The following is a 21,592-nucleotide window of genomic DNA, read 5'->3' on the forward strand; positions in this document are numbered from 1 at the left end:
AGCGACCGAAGCTGGGCGGAAGCCCACTCCGAAGTGCGCCGAGGGCTGGCCCTAAGCACGCTGTCCGGCGTGAGCGCCAGCGGGAGCCGGGCGAGAGACATCGATCAGGATCTGTAAAGCCTGAAAGCCGTCAACACCCACATCCTGATTCCCTATTCCCCTGAAAGGCGGTGCGGCCATGAGCATGACGGAGCCCCGCTCGGGTGAGCGGGGCTCCTTGGGGTTCCGGCCTCAGTCGCCGGTACGGCGGGACCAGATGAGATTGTGACCTTCGCCGTCCTCGGCTTCGACCAGGCTGGTGTAGATCGGCGCCGGGAAGCTCGGATCATCCAGCTTGACGGAGAGATATTCGCGCTGCGTCTCGCGGGCGGTTTTCTTCCAGGCTGCGCCGAACTCAACGCTGTTGCCGGCGATGATGCGAAAATCGGGGCCGCGCTCGCTTTCGCCCTCGGTGGGGACGAACTTGGCCTTGACGTTGAGGGTCAGGGTTTTGACCGAGCCGGTGAAGCCGGCCGAGCCGTTCTCGTTCTTGGTGAAGGTGCCGATGATCGCCACTGCCGTGTTCCTTTTTTCGATCGGGCCGCGCCTATCGCGACCTCGATGCGGGTCGTGCGACCGGGGACGATCGGCCCTGCACCCGTCAGGGCTGGAACGAAGTGGAAGGCGGCAGGCGACAGCTTTTTTGCCTCGCGATGCAAAGCCGAAGGCAGCGGAAAAAAGCTGTCGGCGGCCGTTGCGGGGGACGAGCGAGGCGAAGCCGGTCTTCGGTCAGACCCATGCCGATCGAGGACGCCTTAGGGGCGGCTGACTGGGAAATCGGGAAGAACACGGCAATGGCGGCGCCGGTGTATGCGCCAGTTGATGCGGGACAGCCCGGCTGAATCGAGATGCGTCATCGCCACCGTGATCATAGATGCCAAGCGAGGTGACGATCTCTGCCGAGCCGAGACTCGCGCGCGTGACCTCCCGATCTTTGCTCGCCGCCGGCGGCGCCGTGATTGGTGTATCTGGAAGGGAGGCGCTCGCACGATGTCAAGCACTTCTCTGCTTGCTGAATGATCCGGCATTCCATGCGGCTCGACCCGCAATGTCGGTTACGATGAGGAAGCGACCCAACGCATGAGTCCGTTGCACGGTGATGCAAGGCGAAGCACGAGATGCGCCGCCCCGCAGGGCTCCGGAGAAATGGCACAGCGCCTCTTTGCGTTAGTGATCGAAGCCGAATGGCGGAAACGCGCCCGTGGGCGTGGTTCCGGCGCAGCCGAGAGCACGGCCCGAAGATGGGATAATCGGCTTCGCGCCCATCTTCGACCGTTGAAAGGAGGTGCTGCGCTTCGAGCTGATGGTAATACGTGGTCTGCACTGGACAGCCACAAGCATCAGGAAAGGAAGCGCAGCATGAAATATTATGCCGGTCTCGATGTCTCTGTGAAAGAGACCTCTGTTTGCATTGTCGATGAGAAGGGTAACATTTTCCGGGAACAGAAGGTGGTCTCGCACCCCGACGATCTCGTTGATCTTCTGCATGGTCTTCAGGTGCCACTTGAGCGCGCCGGGCTTGAAGCAGGCCCGATGTCGCAATGGTTGTTCGATGGATTGGCCAAGGCGGGGCTGCCGGTGATCTGCATCGAGACGCGGCACACGAAAGCCTTTCTGAAGGCGCAGCCCAATAAGAGCGACCGCAATGACGCTCGCGGCATCGCGCAGATGATGCGGGTGAATTTGTTCCGCCCGGTGCATGTGAAGACGCTGACAAGCCAGAAGCGCCGCGCTCTCCTGACGGCCCGAACGCTTTTGCAGGGCAAGGTGATAGCAATCGAGAACGACATTCGTGGGCTGTTGCGCAACTTCGGCCTCAAGGTTGGTGCTGTAGGTGCGGGCAAATACGAGGAACGTATCCGGGAACTCATTGAGGGGATGCCAGAGCTGGGCGAAATACTCGAACCACTACTCGCCGCACGGCAGAGCCTGCGCGATGAATTTGGGAAGCTGGACCGGAAGGTTCGTCAGGTTTCGAAAGCCGATCCGGTTTGCCGACGGCTCATGTCGGTTCCTGGCGTTGGTGCTATTGTGGCATTGGCCTATGCCTCGACGATTGACATTCCCGCGCGCTTCAGAAACTCGCGCGCTGTGGGGGCGGTTCTGGGCTTGGCGCCGGTGCTCAATCAATCGGGCGAGAGCCGTCGAATAGGCCGGATCTCGCTATGCGGCGACGCGATGATGCGCACCCTGCTATTTGAGGCCGCGCAGGTCTTGTTGTCGCGGGTGACGAAATGGTCATGGCTGAAAGCATGGGGCATGAATGTCGCCAAACGAAGCAGCGGCAGGAAAGCTATCGTTGCGGTCGCGCGTCGGCTGGCGGTCATCCTGCATCGGATATGGGTTGACGGCACCGAGTTCCGCTGGACGCGGGATGATGCCCCTGTGAATGCCTGATCCCTTCGGGGAAGGCAGAGTTCCGCTTAGCGGCGGAAGACGTCCCTCGCGGACGATGGATGATGTGAGTTCGGGCGTTGCCCTATTCCGGTTGCGCGATACGCGATCAGGATGCCCCGAAGATTGGACCACATCGTTCTTCTTATCCCATGGTGGGAGGGCTTTTGATGCCGATCCCGGAGAGAAGCGCGGGCCGCGAAGGATGTTGAATGCTGCAAAATGAAAATTACGTCGGCCGTGCGACGGGCGACGACGACCCGCGACGCACTGCGGGCGTCATATGAGGTTCCGCCTGACGGCGGAAAGGCGTCCCTTGCGGGCGAGGATGATGTGAGTTCGCCGCGTTCGCTATCCGATCCGCCTGCCAGGCTATCAGGATGTCCCGGAGATTGAACCGCATCAGTCTTTCGGCGCGACCGGGAAAAGGATTCTGACGATTATTGAAGGGAAATGTGAAGGCCAATCAATACATTAAACGTCACGCAGGCGGAAAGCTCGAAAGTGCTTGACCTCACCACGCCGATTAGAGAAGGGCAACGTCATCCGAGGCAAAGGAACTGTCGAAGATTCTCGGCTATCGAGGGGTGTAGAGTTCTCGAATAATATTCGTGACGATCTCAAACGGGATTAGAAACAACGGCGGATTAAGAACAGTGTCGCTGCCATGGGCAAACATATTGCGCATTCGGCTCAGATGCTCGATCTCGGAAAGGATCAAATTCTGTTCCTTGGCCACCCGCAACAGTTCGTCGAGCATCGCCGGACGAGGCTTTCCCTTCTTATCCATCCTGCCAGCAAATTGATGCCCGATGCGCTCGCGTAGGGCCAACTCCAAACAGGGAAATGTCTGGCTGGCTGCCAAGGTCAAAAGATCATACGAGAAATAGGCGTAGACATAGGCGTGTCGAACCGCATTGTGCGCTCGGCGCACGCTTTCGGGCACGGCCTCCGGAAGCTCGAACGCGCGCATGTCCTTGTGCAGGTCCAGAAGCGTGCTCCCGACAAATCCTGCGGTTCCGGCAAAATAGGGGTCGGGGTCAGTCAGGTTGAGCGCACTCTTGAACATGGCATCTTTCTATTGATTTCAAAAATTCTTGAGCGCCGAGACAATAGAGCCAGTTGCCATGCGGTTCACGCGCTTTGATCGATCAATCGCACAGTTGCGAGAAGTCGCGCCAACGCCGACACGCCAACCAAGCCGCCGCCAAGAACGCAGAAGACTTGCCGCCAGACCTCGGATGGCACGGACTCGCGCGTTACGCCATGGACCAGCGCATAGCCGGCGACGGCAGCGGGCGCGGCGAAGACGAGCGCCACGGCGAGCCGTAGGATCGGCGGGCGCACCGCCATGAACAGCACGACCAGCAGCCCATAAGCGGCGGCAGCGGCCACAAGGCCGACCAGTCCTGCGCCGATCAGGCCGGAGCCGGTGGCGTAGGCCAGACGCGCCGCCTCCACACCAAGCAAGAAGGGCAACGCATAGATGGCGAGCGTGTAGGCCAGGACACAGAAGCCGGCAACCAGCGCGACGGCCATCACCATGAGCGCAATCATCGCAACATCCTCCTGATGCCGATGACCATCGCGGTCATCGGTCGGTCGCGCGGGGCAATCCCCGCGCGACCGCGATTTTTTGGAAGTTGAGAGGCAGGAAGGCCGGGACCGCTGACGCGATCCCGGCCGGTCGTCACTCCGCCGCAGCGGCGAAGGCTTCGGGCTCGCCCACCTCGTGGGCGTCCCCAGCCTCAGTGCGCGGCGCGTCCGGCTGCTCGTCCGTCAACCAAGCGGGCTGCGCGGTCCGCATGAGCGGCGGGAGCCAGCCGGTCCCGGCAAGCAACTGCTCGGCAGCTTCCGCCATCGGTTGCTTTTTCAAGTCCGCGATCCGGTCTGCCGCCTCGTCGCCAAGCGCCTCCCGCACGGCAGCGAGGATGTGCGCCTTAGTGACGCGACCGAGATAGGTTCGCGCCGTGGTCGTCCAGTGCGCCGTCATGTCGAGGGCAACCGCCGTCGCCAGCCTGTCCGCCGTCTCATGGGCGCGGGGCTTGCGCTCCCATGGGAGCTTTACAGCGTTCACGGTCAGCGAAGCGCAATGCGCGAACAGCACCATGATGCTCGCCTGATCCAGCCCGGCGATGAAGCCCCACAGGTCCGCCACGTCGCGCGGCATGTCCGCCGCCCATCCCGCATGACGATCCGCCAGCGCCTTGCCCGCCGCCATATCCTCGATGCCGTCCGCGTGCCCGCCAAGATGCGCGGAGGTCGGGCGGACTTCGAGGCAGGTTGCGTCCACCCCGCGATAGAAGGTCTGCGCGGCAAGCGCATGGGTGACGGCGATCAAGGCCATGTCCGGCTGCTCGCCAAGCGCAAGGCGAAGGCCAAGCGTCCGGTGCGCGGTCAGGTCCCGGACCAGAAGATCGGAGAGCGGCTTGCCGTCTTCCTCCGCTTCCTCATCCTCGGCCTCGAGCGTGGAAACGTGGTCGTCGTCCTCGTCATCCCCGATTATCTCGCCATCACCGTTGACGCGAACGCCGTCGATGATGGTTGCGCCGTCCTCGGCTTCCGGTTCGGGCCTCTCGTCCTCGGCGCGGATGAAGCCGCGCTCGATGCGAGCCGTCCCGTCATGGCTCAGCACGACGAACATGCCGCCGCGCGCGATCTCGTCTGGATCGTAAGCGTGACGCAAAGCATCGATGCGCTCGATCTCGGCTTCAAGCTCCCCAAAACGCGCGTCCACATCGTCGGGAAGCTCGTCCGCGCCCTCATACTCTGACGACAGGCGGTCATATTCCTCCTGTGCGGCGGCGTATGCTGCTTCATCTTGCTCGGAAAGCTCGACCGGATGCGGATAGACGCGGCGCATGCCATTCCCATGCGGATAGTCGATATGGACCGAAACCCATTTCCAGCCTTCCGCCTCCTGCACTTGCGATGCGATCCGCTCCAGCTTGTCGATGACAAGCCGGTCCAGCAGCGCGGCGTCTTCGTAGAAGCCGCCGCGATCCTCGGTGAACAGGTCGCGGATGATGTTGCCGCCTGCCTCGGTATAGGCCTGCGCACCGACAAAAATCGCGCGCCGATCCGTCGCCGCGACATTGGTCTTGGTCAGATCGCGGCGGATGATCCACGGCTCGCGGTTGTGGGACAGATTCTCGTAAACCTGCTCCTGCCGTGCGTGATCCTCGGTAATCGCGAAGGCCATCAACTGGTCCAAGGTCAAATCGCCATCGCGATAGACCTGCATCAGCTTGGGACTGACAGCGCCGAGGCGAAGCCGCTGCTTCACCACATGCGCGCTCACGCCGAAGCGAGCGGCAATTTCCTCCGCTCCCCATCCACGCATTTCCGCAAGCTCGCGGAAGCGCTCGAACTCGTCGGCAGGATGGAGGTTTTCACGCGTCACGTTCTCATCAAGGCTGATCTCGGCGGGGTCGTTCGTCGTGTCGACGACGCAGCGGATCGGCTCGGTCTTCTTGATCTGTTTCCGCTTCACGCGCAGCAACTGCGCCAACCTGCGGCCTTCACCGATGGTGACGAGATAGAAGCCGGTCGGCTCGCCTTCGCCATCGTGCTCCGGCTCCACCACAAGGTTTTGCAGCATCCCCTTGGCGGCGATGCTCGCTGCCTTCGCCTCGATAGACGCCTCGCTGTGCGGGGTCTTCCGGGCGTTCTTCGGATGCCTCCTGAGCTTGTTGAGAGGGATGAAAGCCGTTGCGCCATTCTCGGCGGTCGGGGCGGTGTTTGCATTCGCGGTCATGGTCGCTCTCCAATGGGCTTGGGTTGAAGCGCAGCGCTGCGCTGCAACCCTGGCCGTCGCCGAGACCGGGTGTGCAAACGGAGGGGTGGCTTCGCGGGGAACCGGCTGCAGGGAGCGCAGCGACCGAAGCTGGGCGGAAGCCCACTCCGAAGTGCGCCGAGGGCTGGCCCTAAGCAGGCCGATCTCCAAGATGCTCAGGACATCGGCAGCGACAACTCGCGCAGCGCCGCGTCGTATTTCGTGAACGCAGCGGCGTCGCCTGCGGCTTGCGCAGCCGCCCTGTCCCCGAGCAGCTTGGTGACCGACTCCTCCCGCCAGCCCCGAACGGACCGGAACCGTTCGACAGCGAAAGCCTTCGCCGCCGCGTCGTAGTCGCCTTTTGCCAACGCCCTGTATCCATCGCGGATGGCGAGCGCATAGCGCAGTCTGTCGCCGTCGATCTGGACCGCCATCCGCTCGGCCTGATCGAGCACCTTCCAGGCGGTGGCGTAATCGCCGATCACCAGCGCAAAATCGAACAGGTTGAGCGCCACCACGCCGTTACGCAGATGGTCAAAGCGGTCCGGCGCGAAATCATGCGGGAACTGGTCGTCCGTGACATCGGCTTTTGCGAATACTGCCGAGGTCGGGCCGAAGAAGATCAACCGCCATTGCTTCGACAACAGGAAATGCCGCCAGAGCTGAGGGCGGTCGAGGTCGATCACCGCCGTATCGCCGGGATATTTCGCCGTGAAACCCTCGAAATCCCGGCCGGTCGAGAAGGCGTACAGCTCGTCGAACCACCCCTTGTAGGGAAAAAAGCGGGTGTCGATCATCACCTTGTATCCGGGGGCGAGCCGCCAGAGCAGATAGCTGCCGGCGTCGAAGATATTGTAAAGGCGAGGGCCGAGCCGCGATGCGGCCAGAAAATCCGCCTCGACCACCGGGTTGACATAGCCGATGCCGAAGCCGATCCAAGCGCCCTTGTCGTTGATGCGCGAGGTTTCGAGGCTGACGAACGAGGCCGCGACCAGTAGCGCGAGGCCGCCGCCCGGCGCCAGCGCCGGTGAAAGCCGCCCGGATTTGCCCGGCGAAGCGCCGGCGCGCAGCGTTTCCAGCAGAGCAATGCCAAGGAAGCCGAACAGCACCGCGACATAGAAGGTGGTGCGCACGTAAGCGAGGTAGAGCGGCATATATGCGATGGTCGCCAGCAGCAATTGCCAGTCAAGCGCGCGGCGCTCACGCCAAACGACTGTCAGCGCCAGCAACGCGGTCAGCGCCAGCGCCATCAACACACCGAACTCGGCGAAACTGGACCATGGCAAGGCGAGCGGGGATTGATAGGCGTTATTCCAGGCTTCGCCGACGCGCGGGCCGGTGTGGAAGATGTCGGCGACGAGCTGGGCAGGGTAGTGCCAGCCATAGGGCGTCAGAAAGATCGCCACGGCGCATAGCAGCAGCGCGAGAAACAGGGCTCGGAAGCCCCGGCGCGACAGGGCGGCCGACGGCGCGCGCCAGCGCAACGCGAGTTCGGCCACGAAGATCGCCGCGAGGAACGGCGCAGCGAAGATGAAGCCGCCATGCGCGTTCACCCAGACCAGAACGATGGCCGGCAAGGCAAGGAACCAGTGCAACGGATCGCGTCCGGCGCGGTCGGCGTCGCGCGCCATCAGGTAGCCGAAGACCAGCGCGTGGATCGCGACCAACGAGAAGATTTCGGATTTGACCATGCTGCCGGCGCTATCTGCCATCAGGCTGAGAGCGATTGTCGCCAGCAGCGGCACCGACAACTTCAGACCACGCCGCCGCGCGAAGAAGGCCAGCATGGTGGCGCAGGCGGCGATGCAGGCATAGCGGAAGGCCATCAACAGACCGAGGCCGCCGACCCGATACAGACCATAGAGCACAAGGTCACTGAGCCAGGTGCAATAGATCGTGTTGTTGTCCGACGGCATCCACGAATAGAGCGTGTGGTCGGGAACCAGAGTGCCGCGCGCCAGCATCTGCTCGGCGTATTTCAGGTGGAAGAACAGGTCTCCGTCGGCGACGGGGGCGGTGTATTGAAGGACGACGATCGCGGCCACGGCGAGCGTTACGAGCCACAGTAGCCGCGACCGAGCCAAAGCGGATACCGTCAGTCGCCGCAGGAGGCCCGGCCGCTCCATGACATCAGCCCGGCTGATGGCGCGGACTTGCCGCAGTCAGTTGCCGCTCGGCATCCTCGACGACCGACAGCAGGCGCAGCGCGCTCGCGCCGTCCGTCAGGGGGCGGCGGCCGTCGGCGATGCAATCGATGAAATGCGCGACACACCGGGCCAGAGGTTCTGCGCTCGACACCGGCGGGCTTGCGATTTCGCCCGAGCGCAAGCCGGCGCGCAATTCGGCTGCGGACATATCGCCCCGGCGATAAAGCCGGATCTTCTCCACCGGCTCCACATCGTCGAAGATCACCGTGCCGCGCGTGCCGCCGATGGTGATGCGGCGGATTTTGACTGGCGATAGGCAATCGACATGCAGATGCGCCGGCAGGCCCGCATAGTCGAGGGTGAGAAAAGCGAAATCCTCGTGTTCGCCGGGCGGCGTCCGGCCGCGCGCTGTGACGAGACGCGCCGTTCGGCCGAGCACATGATCGAGAATGGCGAGATCATGGATGGCGAGGTCGCGCACCACGCCCGCCGCCGAGTCGAACCGAGCAAGATTAGTGCGGGTACTCTCCACATAAACGAGATCGCCCAACTCGCCGACGGCCTGCGCCAGCGCCTCGACCGCCGGTGCGTAAATGAAGGTGTGATCGACCATCAGCACCAGGCCGCGCGCCTGCGCCGCCGCGACGATGGCGCGCGCGTCGTCGAGACTGGCGCCGCAGGGCTTCTCGATCAGAACATTCTTGCCGGCGGCGATGGCGGCGAGCGCCACGGCCCGATGCTGCGCCGGCGGTGTTGCGATCACTACCGCTTCGACCCCCGGTGCGGTGACAGCGGCAAGCGCGTCGCCTTCGATCAGCGCGACCGGATGATCGTGCCGGGCGCGATCGCCGCGCGCCGCGTTCGGCTCCGCGATCGCCACGAGCCGCGCGCGATTCTGTCCCGCGACGTTGCGCGCCAGCTTCTGCCCCCAGTAGCCATAGCCGACGACCGCCATCCCGATCATTCCGACTGCTCCCCACGCCGCACCAGTCGCGCCGCTACGCCGGCTACCACCGCGCCGGCGGCCACATCGCCCGTGACGACGGCGCCTGCACCCACCATCGCGCCGCGCCCGATCGTGAGCCCGCACAGGATGATCGCACCGCTGCCGATGGAGGCGCCATCCTCGACCAGGGTCGTTTCGAGGCGCCAGTCGCCGTCGCTGGCCCGGCGGCCCTCGACCGTGGCGCGTGGCGCCCGGTCGTTGATGAACATGACCCCATGGCCGACGAACACCTCGTCGCCGAGCGTGACGCCCGAGCAGATGAAGCTGTGCGACGAAATCTTGCACAGCCGCCCGACAGTGGCGTCCTTCTGAATTTCGACGAACGGGCCGATGGACGTGCCTTCGCCGATGGTGCAGCCATAGAGGTTGACCAATTCGGGGTGCGCGATTGTCACTCCTTGACCCAGGACGACGTTGCCAGCAACGGGCATGGCGCTACTCCTCCCCGCCGCGGGACAGGAACCACACGCCTTCGAGCCCGGTCGCGGCGTAGGTGACGCGCTCGCAGCGCCAGTCCGAAGCATCGAACAACATCCTCAACGCAGCCTGACCGCGCATATGGGCGCCGAAGTCGAGCGTGCGGATCGCAGCGGCGAGCGGCCGCCGCCAGGCCGTTTCGGGCAGCACAGCGTCGAAAATCACGATTTGGCCGCCGAGGCGCGCCACGCGCCGCATCTCGCCGATGGCGCGTCGGGCGTCGGCATCGTCCAGATGGTGTAAAAGACCGATGCTTAGGACAATATCAAAATGCCCGTCGGCGAAGGACAGGCTGGTGGCTGAACCCACGATGCCGCGCGGCCCGAAATGCCGGATGCGGCCGGCGTCGATGTCGAGCCCTGTGACCTCGCAGCCGAAAGCCGCGAGGGGCGAGAAATAGCCGCAGCCGACATCCAGCGCCAAGATCGAATCCGGGGTCGCGTCACCACCGATCAGCCGCCCCAGCCGCTCGCGGACATGCGTCCGCGCACCAGGTGCCAGCACGGTCTGGCTGAGTTCGTGCAGCGCCGGTTCCAGGATATGTCTCAAAACGCTCCCCCTATGCCGGCACCTATGTCTTGTAGGATATGAATTGTGAATGAGTCGACAAGCCACTCTTGAATCAAAAGAAATCCGGTTTCTTCGTCTTTTAATCTTGGTTCAAAAGTTGGATCAATCTATTTTAGCCTCGGGCAAGAGGTAAGGTTCTGAGCGGATCTCGGCCGATCAGGCCCTCGCGCCTCGTACCTTCCCTCAACGTTCGTCGATGGTGCGGCCTTCTTTCGCTTTCGCGGGGATGAGGCCGTTGGTATGTGGGAACAACTCGGTATGTGTCTGGGGCATGTTGTTTTCGATGGGTCAACGCAATCATGTGGTTGTAACTGGAGGAGCGGGCTTCATCGGCTCGGCGCTGGTTGCGCATCTTGCACACGGCGGCGAGCGGATCGTCGTCATCGACAATCTCGTCAACGGCAAGCGTGAGAACCTTGCCGGCATCGCGTCGGTGCAACTCCGCCTGGTTGAAGCCGACATCCGCTCCCCCCATCTGTTCGCATCCGAGCTTGCGGGCGCTAAAGCGGTATTCCATCTCGCCTGCCTCGGGGTGCGGCATTCCCTTCATGCGCCCGAGGAAAACCATGCGGTCAATGCCACCGGCACACTGATGCTGCTGGAAGCGGCGCGGCAGGCCGGCGTTCCGCGCTTCATCCATGTCTCGACCAGCGAGGTCTATGGCACGGCTCGGACCGTGCCGATGTCCGAGGTCCATCCGACCCGCCCGACCACCGTCTATGGCGCGGCCAAGCTCGCGGGCGAAGCCTATGCGCGAACCTTTCACGATGCGGGCGGCATGAGCGTGACGATCCTGCGGCCTTTCAACGCCTACGGTCCTTGCTGCCATCACGAAGGCGACGCCGGCGAAGTGATCCCGAAATTCATGCTGCGCGCGCTGACGGGCAAGCCGCTGATCGTTTTCGGGGACGGCTTGCAGACCCGCGATTTCAACTATGTGGACGATACCGCCGCCATGATCGCGCTGGCGGCACGCTGCGAGGCGGCGGCGGGCGAGACAATTAATCTCGGCAGCGGCGCGGCGCGCAGCATTCTCGATGTGGCGCAGGAGGTCAGCCGCGCCGTGGGGCGCCCCGTGAACATCCGGCATGACGCCGAACGGCCGGGCGATGTCCGCGACCTGTGCGCGGGAACCGCGCGGGCGAAAGCGTTGCTCGGAGACTTGCCGACGACGCCCTTCGCCAAAGGTCTTTCGCGGCTGGCCGCATGGTACGCGAGCCGTCCAGTTTCGCCTGTGTCGCTACTGGTGGAGGAGATCGAGCATAACTGGCTGCCGCGACGGCGGGTCTCCCATGTCGTCTGAGCATTTGCCGGCTGAGTATCCTTTCATCCCGCTGCACCGTCCCGATCTCGGCGAGGCGGAGGGCGCCGCCGCGGCGCGTGTCATCGCCTCGGGCTGGGTCAGCCAAGGCCGGGAGGTCGAAGCCTTCGAGCATGAGTTCGCGGCCTTCACCGGCGCGCCTTTCGCGGTTGCGGTATCTAGTGGCACGGCGGCGATCGAATTGGCGCTGCGGGCGCTAGGCATCGGCGCCGGCGACGAGGTCATCACCGTCAGCCATTCCTTCGTCGCCACGGCCAACGCCATCCACGCCGTCGGGGCGCAGCCAGTCTTTGCCGACGTGACGCCCGACACGCTCAATCTCGATCCTGCGGGAATCGCACCGCTCGTCACCGGCAGCACGCGAGCGGTGCTGGCGGTGCATCAGGTGGGGATGCCCTGCGACCTTGCGGCCGTTCTCGGCGCCTGCCGGTCGTTCGGCCTGCATCTGATTGAGGACGCCGCCTGCGCCGCCGGCAGCGAGATCGAAATCGACGGGCAATGGCATCGGATAGGGGCGCCGCATGGCGACATCGCCTGCTTTTCCCTGCACGCCCGCAAGCCCATCACCACCGGCGAAGGTGGCATCATCACCTGCCGCGACACCGAGGTCGCGGAACGGCTCCGCCGGCTGCGCAGCCATGGCATGACGATCTCTGCGGTTACGCGGCACGAATCCCCTGCCGTGATGTTCGAGGAATATGTGACGCCCGGCTACAACCTGCGGCTCTCGGACATTGCCGGCGCCATCGGGCGGCAGCAATTGCTGCGCCTGCCGGGCATCGTCGCTCGCCGCCGCGCGCTCGCAGCACGCTACGCTGCGGCCTTCGCCGGCAGCAACGTGGTCCGCCCGCTGAGCGAGCCGGGCTGGGCGCGCTCCAACTGGCAGAGCTATCCGGTGCGCCTCGCCGACCCCCTCGACCAGCGCAAGGTAATGCAGCTTATGCTGGACGAAAACATCGCGGTGCGGCGCGGCGTGATGAACGCACATATGGAGCGGGCTTGGCCGAAGGCCGGCTGGGGCTGCGCCTGGCGCATCGGCGCGGATTGCACCTGCGCGCCGCAAACCTGCGCCGCGCTCTCCGAAAGCGAGCGCGGGCGCGACAGACACATCCTACTCCCCCTGTTTCCCGCGCTGAAAGAGGACGAGCAGGACCGGGTGATCGAGACCCTGTTGCGGGTGTGCGCGGCATGAACGAGGCCAAGGCGTCCATCCGTCCCGTCCTTTCGGTGCTTATGCCTGCCTTCAACGAGGCCGGCAACCTGCCGGCGCTGCACGAGCGGGTGGTCACTGCGATGGACCGGCTGGGGCTGCCGTGGGAATGGATCGTCGTGGACGATCATTCAACCGATGCCACTTTCGACACGATACGCTGCCTCGCGGGGAGCGACACGCGGATTCGCGGTGTGCGGCTGGCGCGCAACAGCGGGTCGCACGCTGCGATCATCTGCGGCTTGGCCGAGGCACAGGGCGAGGCAGCCATCGTGCTAGCCGCCGATGGACAGGACCCGCCGGAGGAAATCCCGTGTCTGGTGGAGAGCTGGCGGGCGGGCAAGGCCATCGTCTGGGCGGAGAAGCGCGCGCCCGTTGCGGGACCGATGGAGCGCGCCACCTCGCGCTTGTTCAATTTTGCGTTTCGCCGGCTGTCGGGTCTCGACAGTCCCGGCGCCGGCGGCAGCGACTTCTTCCTCGTGTCGCGGCCAGTGATCGACGTGGTGAACTCGCTCGGCGAGCGCAACACCAACATCATAGCGTTGCTGGCCTGGCTCGGCTTCGACCAGGCGAGGATTCTCTACGACAAGCAGTCGCGCCTCGGCGGCAGGTCCGGCTGGACTATGAGCAAGCGGATCCGGCTGGCCCTGGACTCGGTGCTCGGCTTTAGCGTGCGACCGGTGCAGATGATCTCCACGCTCGGCTTCCTGACCGCCGCGCTGGGGTTCGTCTATGCGGCGATCGTCGTCGCCAACGCCGCGTTGGGCCGTCCGGTGGAGGGCTGGTCGTCGCTGATGGTGGTGGTGCTGCTGATCGGCGGCGTTCAGATGGTCATGCTTGGCGTGCTCGGCGAGTATATCTGGCGGGCGTTGGACGAAAGCCGGGGGCGCCCGCGCTATGTCATCGAGAAGCGGACGAACGACAGAACGTAGAGTCAGGCTCCGCCCCGGACCACGAAGGGCGGCGCGCCTTTCGGAGTGAACTTGATGATGGGCACATGCACCCGGAAGAAATCCACTTCGGCGCGGCCGAACGTCTGGGTATAGGTCCGCGTGGCGACGTTGACGTTGGTCACGCCCGGCTTCTCATCGCCTTCGTCGGTAATGACGCGGATCAGCCCGGCATGTTCGGGTCGGCTCACGAGAAAGGCGTCGAGAATCTCCGTGAGCTTGTCGCGCTTCTGTTCGACGGTCACATCGGCGAATTGCGGGCCGATCCTGTCGGTGATGTCGATGGCGGGCACCCCGGCATAGACATGGTTCTCCACCATGTCGTGCGTGACGACGGAGCCGGCGAGCGCCATCGCCCGCCGCTCGATGTTCACTGGTTGCACGGTGCATTGGCCGGCGAACCAGACGTCCGGCGGAACATACATATATCTGGTGCAGTGGAAGCGGCTGCCTTCGACGATGTCGCCGAAGCGCGCATGAGTCAATAATTGCGACTGGACACCGACGCAGACATTGTCGTCGATATCGAGCCCGCCATTAGAGTCGAGCACGCTGCCCTGGCCGATCCAGCAATTGCGGCCGATGCGCAGCGGCAGGTCGCCGATCAGCAGCGAGGGGCCGTGTAGTTTGGAATAGTCGCCCAGCCGGAACTCGGGCACCACGACCTTCGTGCCGCCGCCCAGAAAGCAAAAATCACCGAGCACGATGCTGCGCATCGGCCCATCCTTGCCCTTGAAGGTGACGCCGGGTTCGACCACAACGCCCTTGCCCACCGACACGAACTCGGCGGTGAGGTCGGATTCGATCCGGGGCGTCAAATAGTCCTGTGGCATGACCGGCGATCAAATTTCAATGTTCTTGTCTCTGGATCGACGAAAGCGGCAAAATCCTTAGCCGTCAAGAATATCTATGCTCCACGCTGGTTAGCCCGTGCCGCTCGCCAAACGTAGCAGCGCCGACATGCCGAGGAAGCGCGCACGCGCCATTGCTGGGAAAGCCATCTCGCCCGCGCGCAATGGCTGTCGAAGGGCGGCTATCGGAAGATATTAGAACAGGCCAAGCGGGGCAGCCTGTAAGCCGGCGATCAGCGCGGCTTGATGGGATAGTGCAGCAGGAGGCGATAGCCGGCGAAGGCTTCGGGCTCGCCCGCTTCGCGGGCGTCCCGGCCTCAGTGCGCGGCGCGTCCGGCTGCTCGCCCGTCAACCAAGCGGGCTGCGCGGTCTGAGCGGCGGGAGCCAGCCCGTCCCGGCGGAAGCTGTCATGCTCGGCCAATGATGAAATGGCGGAGATGGCAAAACTCTGTGGCTGCGGACGCCTTGTTCTCCCAGTCGCTATCTCATCAACTGCCCGGTCTTGCCCGACAGAGCGAACGCTTGGAGATGCGGAAGATCAGAAATTCACCTTCAGCCCGACGCGGCCTTGATGGGCGGAGAAGCCGTCGCGGAAGGCGCCGTCATAGCCGGCGAACAGGCTGGTCCTGTCGGTGATGGTGTAGCTCGCCTTGACGCCGAGATCGAAACCGACGCGGTTTTCCTTGTTGCCGGTGATGGTCATCGGTGTGCCGGGCGTCGCGGCGAAGGTGACGGGCAGCAGCCGGTCCTGGCCCGACAGCACATCGACGACGCGGCCATAGGCGGAAAGATCGAAGCTGCCGCCAGAGGCCATCTGCCAGCTATGGCCGACCCTGAGGCCGAGCCAGGCGCGGGTGCGGTCGGCGGTATAGCCATTGGCCGCCAGCGCCAGCCCGCCCGTCTCGGTGAAGCTGTCGCTGTGAACGCTGGTGTAATCGAGGCCGATGCTCGGCGTCAGCCACAGGCCGCCGAGGTCGAAGCGGTAGCCGGTCTCGCCCAGCACGCCCCAGGTGGCAAGGTTGTAGCTGGCGGTGGACGCGCCGCCGACAGAATGGGTGGTGTCGGCGTCGCCCACGCCATAGGTCGCGGCGGCATTGACGAAGAACGGCCCCGAGCGGTAGCCGGCGTTGACGCCGAACTGGGTCAGGTTGACCGTGCCGCTTTCCTGAAAGGCTCTGTCGAGGTCGATGTCGGTGCGGCCCTGGTCGATGCCGAAACCCAGCACGAGATTTTCGGTGAGCAGGGCGTTGAAGCCGCCGGCCAGGCCGTAAGCCCGGCGGCGGTCGCCGGGGATGGCGCCGTCGGCGCTGGTCCGGGCGGTGGCGCCATAGACCTCCGCCCATCCGCCGAACTTCGCCGGGCCGAAGCCAGTTCCGCTCGAGCCATTGCCCGTCTCGTCGCCCATGCGGCGCAGGAAGCGGGAGGTGGCGTCGAAGGCGCCCGACTGCACCGCCGTATGCACCACGCCGATCGACTGAACGTAGCCGTCTACCGCCCAGATTTCGGACAACAGGCTTGTCAGCGTCGTCGTGTTCGTCTGATTGATTCTGTAGACGGTTTCGATGTTGACGTTTACGTTGAACTCGCCGCCCACGACGGTGAATTGCGTCGGCGTACCGGCGCCGCAGGTGGGGCGTGTCGCGCCTGGAAGTCCCGAAAGGCCGGTGCAGACCGTGCGTTGGCCGATGAGAGTGCTGCCGGGACCAATTACCACTTCAGCGGTGGAAATCCCTTGGGCTCTTCCATAAGGCGTAACGAGAAAATCCGCCCCACTATAGGGAGCAACGCTATAGACGGTCGTCGTGTTGCTGGAGGTCGTCGTGGTCGAGGAGACGAGATGCGGCGCAGCGATCACGACGCCCGGCCCGCCCGCATTGGTGACAGCCAATGTGGCCGTGCCGAAAGCGCTCTGAACGGCCGGATTGCTCACCGCGACGCCGAAGGTCTGGTCGTAGACGGTGCCGCCGTTCACGCGGCCCAACACCTGCGTCGAATAGCTATTCGACGTGACGGTCGTTGTGACAGGCGTTTGGAAGATGATGGATTCGCTTGTTGAGGTTGTCGTTGTATTACCCGGCGTACCGACCACCTGCGCCTGCGCGCCGGTCGCCGTCATCAGCCCGGCCACCAGCGAAACCGCGATCGCCAGCAGCCGGTGACGGGCTAACCTCGCGCGGGAGGCGACGGGATATCCGAATGCAAGGATCGCACGCGTGAGGCTCGCCAACCTTGGTGTGGCGGACAGGGCCATCCGCTGGGGGCCGGTTTCTTCCGCAACGCGCATCACGCCGTTGGTGCAATGCTGGCACCGGCCGTTGCCGCCGCACAGGTTGCACACCCGTCCGTCGGCTTGAACCCCGGTTCCGCCGCACCCCGCGCAGCGCGCGGAGCCACTGCAATAGTAACAGGTAGCCATCGCCTCGCCCCTTTGATCGTGAAACAACGCGCGTCACCCAAGGCGGCAGCGGCGCAGTCGATTACAGCAGCTAAGGGATGATGTGATCGCGGTCGTCGGCGCGTTCTTTAGCAATCGGCCAAGCCAGCCGTTTCCCCACCCCCTTGCCGACACTCACACCCCCAAGAATCAAAGTCCATATAAAACGCAGATCAAAATCGCGATTTTCGAGGGTGAAGTCTCTCCTCGAAAACGAGGAGGCGTGCGAAAAAATCCGTACTTGATCGACGTTTCGGCCCGTTGCGGGTCGCCAGCACGCCTCAGTGATCGGATCAGGCGGCTTTCTTCCGGGTCAAGAGGGACGTCAGCACCACAACCCAATCCCATTTGATCAAGGCCGTCGCCAGCGGCGCATAGGCCAGGGCCACGGCGGACATCGCGCCCGTGCTCTCCCAGAACGAACGCGCTAGGCGCGCATAGCCGGCGGGCCATTCCGGCACGGTGTCGGGTAGAAAAAGCCAGCGCCAGAGAAGGGCGATGGCAACGCCGAGTGGCACACCGGCCATGCTAATGCCAAAACCAAGGGCTTTTCCGACATGGCGTTCGGCCCTGCCGGCGACGATCTGCGTCGCCAGAATAACGCCGATGATGATGGGCCAAAGTGCGTGGGCGATCAGATAGCCGCCCCAGGCGATGCGCTGTTCGGCATCAAGCGCGAGAAACCATAACGGCGCGGCGCACAGCAGAAACAAGATGGCGAACACCACGAAGCCCGCCAAGGGATAGAGAATATCGTTGGTCTTGGCGCGCTCATCGAGCCAAGTGAACCAGCGACGGCCGCTCTTCAGGGTTACGTCGAGCCGGGCATCGCCATCGGCGTCGACGACAATCGTCCGTTTGGCGACGTTGAACTTGTCCTCGATGCCCGCGAGTTCGACGGTTGCGCCGACCTCGAAGGCCGAAGGAAATCCACTGACCTCCTGAGACCAGTCGGGCTTCTCCGCCTGCCTCAGAACGATGCGCACAATGTGCTCCTCCTCAAAAAGCGATCCTGAGCCCGACTCGTCCGGCGAGGCTCGTCGAGGCCTTGGTGAAGCGCGACAACCATGCGGCGGTGAGCGCGGCCTTCCGCGTCAAAGCCAGCGCGGCATGCGCGTCGATCTCGCACCGAAGCCGCCTGCGGGTCAGCGAGCGCCGAATAGAGTGCCGACGATGCCAGCAGGACGGCGACAGCCGCGCCCGCATGGCCCGCGCGTCTCTGCTTCCCACTAAATCCGGATAGTCTTCGCTCCCTCCTCGATGTTTCGCAATGGACGCCCCCAAATGAATCAAATCCGCAAACAATCTCGGCTCAAAGTCGCGGGTTTCCAGCGCCGCGTCTCTCCTCGAAAACGAGGAGGAGTGACAAAAATATCCCTGTCCGTTCCCTCGCGGATTATGACAGTCCACTCAGCACCAGGCGCGCGACCGCCTGCGAGCGCGTCCTGGCGCCGAGCTTACGGCGGGCCTGATCGATATGAGTCCTCGCTGTGGTCTGCGATACGCCGAGCAGGCGAGCGATCTCCAAATCCGTCTTTCCGGCCGCCACCCAGCGCAGGCATTCCAATTCGCGATGGGTAAGCACCGCCTGCGGATCGGCCACCGGCGCAAGACCGGTCAAGGCGCGGCAGCGCTCATGCGTCAGGAAGGCAATCTGGTGCAGTTCGCGGCGCAGCGCGGGCGGCATGGGCTGCTCCTTGCCCGCCATTGCGACGAGCCCGAAATAGCCGCCCGGCCCGTAGATCGGCACCGAGAACCCATCGGTCCAGCCCCATTCGGCGGCAGTGTCCCAAATCTCCTGCTCGGCGCGCGACAGCGTGCGCTCGGCCTTGGCCTCGAGCCAGGTGAAGGGCGCAATGCGCCGCCGGGCCTCGGCCACCATATAGTCGGCGGCAAGGAAATTGCGCCGGGTATAGAGTTCGATCCAGTCCGGCGGCCAGTCCTGGAAGAAAAAATGCGTCTCCGGTCCCATATCGGTCGTCAGGAAAGCACCGCACGCGCTGGCTGTATAGCCGTGTGCTGCGATGCGCCGCTTGAACAAGGCTTTGACCGCATCGATCGTCGCGCACACCTCAAGTGCTGTGGCGAATTCATCCCCCATCTCCGACCCCACCAACTAATTCAAAAAAAGCGAATCCCATCTCGCTATGACGTTCCAACCACCGACGCGCCTCAATACCACAAGCAGGCGCACTGCACTCACAGAACCTCTCACTATCCAAAAGGACCGTTGCCAACATTACCGAACCATGACGGCGTTCTGGGTCGGATCTGATGCGCCAAATACCGCTGATTGCCCTCCATAGTGCGATTTGGCCGCTGGAGCCCGCCCGAGAGAAACGCGAGAACCAGCCGACGGATGAAAAGCGTAGAATCGGTGGCGTTTGGTGGTGAAGAAGTACGAATCGCTTATAGCCGAGTGGTGGATTTTTGACCCCAAACAGGCGCCACCTCATCCCGTCAGTATCGGCCCCAGTGCATCCTTTTCCGAGGCAACGAAATTGAAGAAGGCCGCGACACGCGGCAGGTGTCGCGCGTCGGAATGGGCCAGCACACGCCAGGCGCGGGTGAGTTCGGGGATCGGTCCAAGCACGCGGATCAGGTCCGGCTCTGCATCACCGAGCGCAATGGGAAGGGCCGCGATACCGACGCCGGCCTTTGTGCTCGACACAAGGGCCAGCACACTATTGGCGCGCGCCGCGTAATGCGCGTCGGGCGCAACCTCCTTGAGCCATAGCGACAAGCGATGGTTGGCAAGGCTTTCATCGAATGCGATCAGCGGCCGGGTCTTCAGGTCCACGATGGACTGCGGCGCGCCATTGCGATCCACATAGTCGAGGCTGGCATAGATCGCCCAGATCGAATCCGCGAGCTTGCGGCCGATCATATCGCCCTCCGTATCGCCGGAGCGCAGCGCGATGTCGGCTTCGCCCTTGGCAAGATCGATGTAGCGATCCGCCAGAACGAACTCGATGCGGATGCCCGGATGCCGTTCATGGAACCGGTCGACAAAGCCGGCATGAACCAGACGGATGGCGATCGGCTCGGGACATGTAAGGCGCAGCGTTCCGGAATGGGCTGCCTCGGCCGCCTGCCGTTTGAACGTCTCGACGGCTGCGGCGACGGCTTGCGCCGCCGGAAGGATTTCTGACCCTGCTGGCGTAAGGCGGTAGCCACTTGGCAGACGCTCCACGAGACGAAGGCCCAAAGCGGTTTCCAGTCCGGACAGGCGCCGCTGCACGGTCGACTGGTTGATCCTCAGCGCGCGAGCCGCCGAAAGGGTGCTGCCATTCTCGGCCACGGCCAGAAGATATCTGAGATCGTCCCAGTTGAACACGGACGCCCCTCCCATACCCTCATTATGCAATTTTGCGGCCCCCTTCCGCAATAATTCTCGCTGCCATGTGCACGTCCACTTTGCGCAAGATGCGAACATGACGTTGGAGCACGGAACCTATGGCACAGCCTGGCAGAAACCTGATGACCGAAGCCGTGCAGGCGCAGTGGGACAACGCCGCTGAAGGGTGGGACGCGCAAGCTTCCATACTGGACGCGTGGCTTTCCAGGCCGACGCGCACCATGCTGGATCTGACCGGGATCGAGCCTGGCGATCATGTTCTGGACATCGCGGCGGGAGCCGGCGAGCAGACCATGGCGCTCGCGCAACGGGTCGGTCGGCAAGGACGCATCCTTGCCACCGACCTTTCCCCGCTTCTGGTCGAGCGGCTGCGCGGTAACGCTGCAAGCGCCGGACTATCGATTGTCGAGGTGCGGGTCGCGGATGCGCAGATGCCGCTCAGCGAAACCGACGCCTTCGATGCCGCCATCTGTCGGCTCGGCCTCATGCTGATGGGGAGCCTGCCCTGTGCCTGTCAGCCACGCACGCAGCGCTGAAGCCCGGTGGCCGCTTCTCGGCGATGGTGTTTGCCGGGCCGGACGTGAACCCGTGCATCAGAATACTGATGGCGACCGCCGCACGCCATGCCGGCGTGCCGCCGCGCGACCCGTTCGCGCCGGGCGGCCTGCTGTGCCTTGGCCGTCCTGGACATCTCGATCAAATGTTCAAGAAGGCTGGCTTCAGCGACGTGTCGACATTCCAGATAGAGGCGCCTTTCCGGCTACCGTCGGTTGACGATTACATCGCCTTCCTGCGCGCGGCGGCAGCGCCGGTGATCGCGTTGCTTTCGCGTCTCGACCCCGGCGCGCAGGAGGCAGCCTGGGCGGACATTCGCCGGCAACTCGCCGTGTTCGACGCACCGCTAGGCTGGAACGGGCCAAACACGCTGCTGGTGACGGCGGGACGGAAATGACGGCAATCGGCGGATCATGGATGATGAAGCCTGACTTTGCTCTCCTCCCCTTTTGTCAGGCCAGCCAATGGCAGAGATGGAGAGCAACAAGCCTCGATCCTTACGAGG

19 protein-coding genes and 1 pseudogene are annotated in these 21,592 nt (G+C 63.9%); 7 read left to right on the forward strand and 13 right to left on the reverse strand.

Annotation, left to right across the window (positions count from 1 at the left end; genetic code table 11):
- Window positions 1–231 precede the first annotated feature (231 nt).
- A complete protein-coding gene (locus AB4Z37_RS28450; protein WP_441520080.1) occupies window positions 232–555 on the reverse strand; it encodes a DUF736 domain-containing protein in 324 nt (107 codons plus the stop codon).
- Window positions 556–1,398: 843 nt separating this feature from the next.
- Between AB4Z37_RS28450 and AB4Z37_RS28455 the strand changes: the two genes are divergently transcribed.
- Window positions 1,399–2,436, forward strand: coding sequence for an IS110 family transposase (locus AB4Z37_RS28455; RefSeq protein WP_441520081.1), 1,038 nt, complete (start codon window positions 1,399–1,401; stop codon window positions 2,434–2,436).
- A gap of 574 nt (window positions 2,437–3,010) precedes the next feature.
- Here AB4Z37_RS28455 and AB4Z37_RS28460 read toward each other — a convergent pair.
- The 7 genes from AB4Z37_RS28460 to AB4Z37_RS28490 all read right to left on the reverse strand — a co-directional run bounded on the left by AB4Z37_RS28460 (window position 3,011) and on the right by AB4Z37_RS28490 (window position 10,387).
- Window positions 3,011–3,502 carry a hypothetical protein gene (locus tag AB4Z37_RS28460; RefSeq protein ID WP_441520082.1) on the reverse strand — a complete coding sequence of 164 codons (492 nt, stop codon included), beginning with the start codon at window positions 3,500–3,502 and terminating at the stop codon, window positions 3,011–3,013.
- Between the two features lie 65 nt (window positions 3,503–3,567).
- The gene (locus AB4Z37_RS28465; RefSeq protein WP_441520083.1) at window positions 3,568–3,990 is read right to left on the reverse strand and encodes a hypothetical protein; all 423 of its coding nucleotides are present in this window, start codon (window positions 3,988–3,990) and stop codon (window positions 3,568–3,570) included.
- A gap of 133 nt (window positions 3,991–4,123) precedes the next feature.
- A complete protein-coding gene (locus tag AB4Z37_RS28470; RefSeq protein ID WP_441520084.1) occupies window positions 4,124–6,190 on the reverse strand; it encodes a ParB/RepB/Spo0J family partition protein in 2,067 nt (688 codons plus the stop codon).
- A gap of 194 nt (window positions 6,191–6,384) precedes the next feature.
- On the reverse strand, window positions 6,385–8,334 hold the full coding sequence (locus AB4Z37_RS28475) for a hypothetical protein (protein WP_441520085.1): 1,950 nt from the start codon (window positions 8,332–8,334) through the stop codon (window positions 6,385–6,387).
- A 4-nt stretch (window positions 8,335–8,338) separates the two neighbouring features.
- Window positions 8,339–9,319 (reverse strand): Gfo/Idh/MocA family protein, encoded by a 981-nt coding sequence (locus AB4Z37_RS28480; RefSeq protein ID WP_441520086.1) that lies wholly within the window; start codon window positions 9,317–9,319, stop codon window positions 8,339–8,341.
- A complete protein-coding gene (locus AB4Z37_RS28485; protein ID WP_441520087.1) occupies window positions 9,316–9,792 on the reverse strand; it encodes an acyltransferase in 477 nt (158 codons plus the stop codon). The genes AB4Z37_RS28480 and AB4Z37_RS28485 overlap by 4 nt, the downstream gene beginning before the upstream one ends.
- Window positions 9,793–9,796: 4 nt before the next feature.
- Window positions 9,797–10,387, reverse strand: a complete 591-nt coding sequence (locus tag AB4Z37_RS28490; protein WP_441520088.1) for a class I SAM-dependent methyltransferase — start codon at window positions 10,385–10,387, stop codon at window positions 9,797–9,799.
- A gap of 292 nt (window positions 10,388–10,679) precedes the next feature.
- Between AB4Z37_RS28490 and AB4Z37_RS28495 the strand changes: the two genes are divergently transcribed.
- Genes AB4Z37_RS28495 through AB4Z37_RS28505 form a run of 3 tightly spaced genes read left to right on the forward strand, consistent with a single transcriptional unit; the run spans window position 10,680 to window position 13,871 of the window.
- Window positions 10,680–11,711 carry a dTDP-glucose 4,6-dehydratase gene (locus AB4Z37_RS28495; RefSeq protein ID WP_441520089.1) on the forward strand — a complete coding sequence of 344 codons (1,032 nt, stop codon included), beginning with the start codon at window positions 10,680–10,682 and terminating at the stop codon, window positions 11,709–11,711.
- The gene (locus AB4Z37_RS28500; protein ID WP_441520090.1) at window positions 11,701–12,921 is read left to right on the forward strand and encodes a DegT/DnrJ/EryC1/StrS family aminotransferase; all 1,221 of its coding nucleotides are present in this window, start codon (window positions 11,701–11,703) and stop codon (window positions 12,919–12,921) included. The genes AB4Z37_RS28495 and AB4Z37_RS28500 overlap by 11 nt, the downstream gene beginning before the upstream one ends.
- Window positions 12,918–13,871: a glycosyltransferase family 2 protein gene (locus AB4Z37_RS28505; RefSeq protein WP_441520091.1), complete on the forward strand. Its 954-nt coding sequence runs from the start codon at window positions 12,918–12,920 to the stop codon at window positions 13,869–13,871. The genes AB4Z37_RS28500 and AB4Z37_RS28505 overlap by 4 nt, the downstream gene beginning before the upstream one ends.
- A gap of 2 nt (window positions 13,872–13,873) precedes the next feature.
- Here AB4Z37_RS28505 and AB4Z37_RS28510 read toward each other — a convergent pair whose 3' ends face one another.
- A complete protein-coding gene (locus AB4Z37_RS28510; RefSeq protein WP_441520092.1) occupies window positions 13,874–14,722 on the reverse strand; it encodes a hypothetical protein in 849 nt (282 codons plus the stop codon).
- Window positions 14,723–14,854: 132 nt separating this feature from the next.
- Here AB4Z37_RS28510 and AB4Z37_RS28515 point away from each other — a divergent pair.
- Window positions 14,855–14,965: pseudogene (locus AB4Z37_RS28515) on the forward strand (DUF2285 domain-containing protein); the annotation flags it as partial.
- 313 nt (window positions 14,966–15,278) lie between these two features.
- On the opposite strand, the gene AB4Z37_RS28520 reads toward AB4Z37_RS28515, so the two are convergent.
- From AB4Z37_RS28520 to AB4Z37_RS28535, 4 genes are all read right to left on the reverse strand, one after another.
- Window positions 15,279–17,183 carry an autotransporter outer membrane beta-barrel domain-containing protein gene (locus AB4Z37_RS28520; RefSeq protein ID WP_441520093.1) on the reverse strand — a complete coding sequence of 635 codons (1,905 nt, stop codon included), beginning with the start codon at window positions 17,181–17,183 and terminating at the stop codon, window positions 15,279–15,281.
- Between the two features lie 284 nt (window positions 17,184–17,467).
- Window positions 17,468–18,160, reverse strand: coding sequence for a hypothetical protein (locus AB4Z37_RS28525; RefSeq protein WP_441520094.1), 693 nt, complete (start codon window positions 18,158–18,160; stop codon window positions 17,468–17,470).
- A gap of 410 nt (window positions 18,161–18,570) precedes the next feature.
- Window positions 18,571–19,275, reverse strand: coding sequence for a LuxR family transcriptional regulator (locus AB4Z37_RS28530; RefSeq protein WP_441520095.1), 705 nt, complete (start codon window positions 19,273–19,275; stop codon window positions 18,571–18,573).
- 351 nt (window positions 19,276–19,626) lie between these two features.
- A complete protein-coding gene (locus tag AB4Z37_RS28535) occupies window positions 19,627–20,511 on the reverse strand; it encodes a LysR family transcriptional regulator (RefSeq protein ID WP_441520096.1) in 885 nt (294 codons plus the stop codon).
- A gap of 143 nt (window positions 20,512–20,654) precedes the next feature.
- Between AB4Z37_RS28535 and AB4Z37_RS28540 the strand changes: the two genes are divergently transcribed.
- Window positions 20,655–21,068 carry a class I SAM-dependent methyltransferase gene (locus AB4Z37_RS28540; RefSeq protein ID WP_441520097.1) on the forward strand — a complete coding sequence of 138 codons (414 nt, stop codon included), beginning with the start codon at window positions 20,655–20,657 and terminating at the stop codon, window positions 21,066–21,068.
- Between the two features lie 68 nt (window positions 21,069–21,136).
- A complete protein-coding gene (locus tag AB4Z37_RS28545) occupies window positions 21,137–21,484 on the forward strand; it encodes a hypothetical protein (RefSeq protein ID WP_441520098.1) in 348 nt (115 codons plus the stop codon).
- The last annotated feature ends 108 nt before the right edge of the window (window positions 21,485–21,592 follow it).

This window comes from Bradyrhizobium sp. 2TAF24 (assembly GCF_052115025.1).
Taxonomy (GTDB): domain Bacteria; phylum Pseudomonadota; class Alphaproteobacteria; order Rhizobiales; family Xanthobacteraceae; genus Bradyrhizobium_A.